This is a genomic window from Dehalococcoidia bacterium, from assembly GCA_028711995.1.
In the GTDB taxonomy this organism is placed as follows: Bacteria; Chloroflexota; Dehalococcoidia; order SZUA-161; family SpSt-899; genus JAQTRE01.
In genome coordinates this window covers 1-4,205 of the sequence record JAQTRE010000189.1, presented here as the reverse complement: position 1 = coordinate 4,205, position 4,205 = coordinate 1, and the positions used below count along the sequence as shown (strand labels likewise).

Sequence of the window (4,205 nt, the reverse complement as noted above, 5' to 3'; positions counted from 1 at the left end):
CTTGTTGCGCGCCCTCTGCGCGGCAATATCCGCCACGGCAACACCGGCTTCATGCGGCCCTAACCTTGTCAGTGTTCGACCCGCATTATCCAGGATCTGACTTTCGCCTGTGAACGTCAGGGCACCTTTATGGCCTCTTGATTCCACCCCTATTCGGTTCGCCGTCGCTGAAAAGATCCCATTCTCCAGGGAACGTGTAACCATTGCCTTCTGACAATGGGGAAGGACAAGATTTGCAGGATGACAGATGATGTCCGCCCCAAGAAGCGCCAGGACCCTGGCTGATTCAGGGAATATCCAGTCAAAACAAATCATTACCCCGATACGGGCAAATCCCAGATCAAAAACCTGAAACCCTGTATCCGCACGGTCGAATAAAGTCTTTTCCTCACTGAAAAGATGGACCTTGCGGTAAATCCCAACGAAACCCTTGGGGCCGACAACGGCAGCCGAATTGTAAAATTTTTCGCCATGCCTTTCTGCAAGGCCGAAAACAACAAACATTTTCTTATCTCTCGAAAGGCCCAGCAATGCCTGTGAGGTCTTCCCTGAAGGCACTTCTTCAGCAAGATCTTCCACTTCCCTTCTCGAAATGAATTGATAGCCGGTATTGAACAGTTCAGGCATGACGATGAGATCCGCCTCTGTGGTCTCCAGATCCCGCAGGGCCTGTTCAACGTTGTAATCCACCTCTCCGAAGCGTGGGCAGTTCTGATAGACTCCAATCCTCATTTTCTTTGCCTCTTTCCAAAAGAGTGATAACCTTGCTGCCGTCCGGCAGGACCAACCAACAACAGCATCTTTTCTGTTATACAAGCCCTGCTGTCAAGCCCATAATGGCTCTCTGCTGCCCAAATCCACCGTCTAATTTGGACATAATCAGTGAAATTAAACTATTTGCAGGAATCCCTGGCCACCAGCAAGGTGTTAGCCCATCTTCCGCAGTTATAAGTTTCGAGGAACGTGATTACAGGTAGTTACGCCGAAAAACACGCCATTTTCTCCACTACATTTTGGATTATTTTTGGCCTGTTGGGGAGCAGGAGTTTCATCCTCTGTAAGAGCACCTTGAGTTCGGGAGAGGGGGTGGCTACCACCCTCAGCCGGATTGGCTTGTCTCTGGTCGGCATGACAACATCCAGAGATTTGATCTCTCTTATCTCCTCGATCAGTTTTCTGGGGGCAGTGCCTAGCCCGGATGCCCTCATCCACTGCTGCAAAGTCCGCCAAAGAGCCAGGGAAAGAAAACAGACCAGGATGTGAGCTTGGGTCCGGTTTTGCTTCTGGTGAAAGATAGGCCGCATGCCCATATCGTGTTTCATCGTGCGGAAGGAGCCTTCAACTTCGGTCAGTTGGATATAGGTATTCCACAGAGTCTTCGGATCGGTTTCGCTCCAGTTGGTACGCAGGATGTAACTCCCTCCTGTATAGAGTGCCCTGCGGTAGCGCTCTTCATTCTTCTGGATCCGGATTGAGATTCGGCTCTCTATCTCCGTCACGGTAACCACGAAGAGGGACGCGGCCCGGCTGTTTCGTTCAAGGAGTCGGCCGATCTGGCGTTCCACCTTCTGCTTGTCTCTGATCTTGCCTTGTTCGGCTCGTTCGGCCAGTCTCGCCAGTTTGTCTCCAAGTCTGTTTACAAAGCGGTCGAGGATGGCGTTTTCTTTTTCCTTCCGTCCACGGGAGCGACAAAGCACGAAGGTCTCATCCGCCCCTTGTGGGGACGCCACGAGTCTCACCTCGACTCCGGGCTGTACCTCTTCCCAGGTTTGATCCAAGAGGTGTTGTTCAAACTTTTTGAGCATGGATTTTGGCGTACCGACAAGATATCTGGCATTGACCTTTCTCATGAATTCCAGGTTCTTCTCACTCACCATTCCGCGATCAAGGACCCATACCCGATTGGCCTTACCGTACTTGGCCTCCATCGCCCTCACCATCTCTACAGTGGTGGTTACATCAGGGCGGTTACCGTCGAAGATTTCAAAGGCAAGGGGCAAACCCTCTTTCGTTGCCACAAGCCCAATGCAGACCTGAGGACAATCAGGGCGACTATCCCGGCTGTATCCTCTTCTGGCCTGCGGGTTGCCTTCAGCGATTCCTTCAAAGTAGGTGGAGGTAATATCGTAGAAGAGAAAATCAAACGTAGCCCCGAACATCTCACCATAGCGCCCTTGAAGATGCCGACACAGATCATCCTTGTAGGACAAGAGAACATCAAGTGCCCGGTAGAGTCTGTCATCGTTTACTTTCTCACCCACGACCCCAAGAAGGTCATCCAGGGCAGTCTTGTCATACCATGATTCTGCAATCTGCAACTCGGAAGACGGGGCGCAAAAACGGGCGAGGACAAGGATGCAGGCCATAACCGACCACGGAATTTCTTCCCGGCCTTCGCTCATATGCTTTTGGCAGAACTCGGAAAAACCCAGCTTGTTCCATAAGTGAACTCCCAGGTACACATCACCGAAATGGCGCAACCGCTCGACGCTGACACGACGCACATCCACCGTGGCCCATGAGGGCACTTCTTCTTCCTTCTCAAAGAGCCCTGCTTCCGGCCGGGGCTTGCCAGAGAGAATACGCCCGATCTCTTCCCATCCAATTCGCTCTTCCTTATCTAGACCGGGAAGCTTGCCGATGCTCGCTACGACCCTTTGCCTGGGACCTCTCTTGGATCTGACTGACTCAACGAGAGACCAGTACTCATACTCGGTCTCCCCCTTCTTCTTTCTGTTCCGGCGCAGGTACATGCCCGTATTATCCACCGGGCACTCATACACCCGCAAGGGGTTGGTCTCCACTACATCCGGTTTTCGGTCAAATGGGGTCTGATATCATTCAGGCTTTGGTGGAATCAGCCCCGGTTTTTCCTGGAAAATGAGACCAACTGCGGAAGATGGGTTAGCCAGATGGGCATGGAGAGCCGACCGTTGATCGTCGAGACGCGCACGCTTCCATAAGGCGTCATGCCTGTGAGAAAAAACGAGCGCCCCCTTTTCCGGCTGATCAGCAACAGGAAACGGGCAGGCAATCCGGCGAAGACCTCCGTTGCCGGCACAACCGCCACGTCGAGGAAGAGGAGATTACCCAGGGAAGCCAGGCCGGAGAGAATCATCAGCCCGAGCAGAAGGCTGGAAAGCATATAGAGCAGATTGTTGCCCGTGTTGACCGCGCCCACACTCAGGATGAGCGTGATCACAATGAAGACACCCCCCGATGGGGCAATCCTGACGCGGTATCTTCTAGGCTTCACAAAGGGGGTTGCACCTTTTGCAAGAAGTGAGTCAGATAGGCCTCCCGCTCATCCCCCTTCAATTCCGCTGCCGGGTAAAGCCGATGGTAAGTCACAGGGGAAAAGACCTCCTTCACATCGTCCGGAACCACATACTCCCGCCCCTCGATGAATGCCCAGGCCTGGGAGGCCTTTTTCAGGGCTATGGAACCACGGGTGGAAAGACCGTATCGGAAAAACTCCTGCCGCCGGGATGCCTCCGCAATGTCCAGGATATATTGAATGATCCTTTCCGAAACGCCCACCTCTCCCACACGGGCCTGCAGCCCGGTGATCTCCGAAGGGTTCATCAGGGGCATAAGGTTCCTGGCCTCATCGTAGTGGCCGTCATGCCTTATGATCTCCGCCTCATCATGCCTTCCGGGGTATCCCAGCTCCATGCGCATGAAAAACCGGTCCAGTTGAGACTCCGGCAGTGCATAGGTCCCATAAAGGTCCATGGGATTCTGGGTGGCGATCACAAAAAAGGGCTTCGGAAGTTCCATGGTCTTTCCCCCCAGGGATACCCTCCCCTCACCCATGGCCTCAAGGAGTGCACTCTGTGCCCTGGGGGTGGCGCGGTTGATCTCGTCGGCGAGCAGCACGTTCGTGAATATGGGGCCGCGCCGCAGATGAAATCCTTCCTGCGGAGAGCGGTAAATCTCGGTGCCCACGATATCGGAGGGCATGAGATCGTTCGTGAACTGGATCCGGATAAACTCTCCTCCGATGACCCGGGCCACGGCAATGGCCAGGGTGGTTTTGCCCGTGCCCGGGAGATCTTCGAAGAGCAGATGCCCGCCACAGAGCAGGGCCGCGAAGGAAAGCTTGATCACCCGCTCCTTGCCACGAATCACGGATCCGATTATCTCAATCGATTCGCCCACCTGTCGGTTGTTCATCCGCTCCTCACCGGAAAATTCCTTTCGTT

At 53.9% G+C, this 4,205-nt stretch carries 4 protein-coding genes; all 4 read right to left on the bottom strand.

Annotation, left to right across the window (positions count from 1 at the left end):
- Positions 1 to 732 (bottom strand): acyltransferase (locus PHV74_15195; GenBank protein MDD5095699.1); only part of this gene is annotated, 732 nt, incomplete at its 3' end.
- A gap of 245 nt (positions 733 to 977) precedes the next feature.
- A complete protein-coding gene (locus PHV74_15190; GenBank protein MDD5095698.1) occupies positions 978 to 2,804 on the bottom strand; it encodes an IS1634 family transposase in 1,827 nt (608 codons plus the stop codon).
- A gap of 53 nt (positions 2,805 to 2,857) precedes the next feature.
- Entirely contained in the window at positions 2,858 to 3,256 is a 399-nt protein-coding gene (locus tag PHV74_15185; protein MDD5095697.1) for a hypothetical protein, read from the bottom strand.
- On the bottom strand, positions 3,253 to 4,205 hold a 953-nt coding region (locus PHV74_15180; GenBank protein MDD5095696.1), incomplete at its 5' end, for a MoxR family ATPase. The genes PHV74_15180 and PHV74_15185, both read right to left, overlap by 4 nt.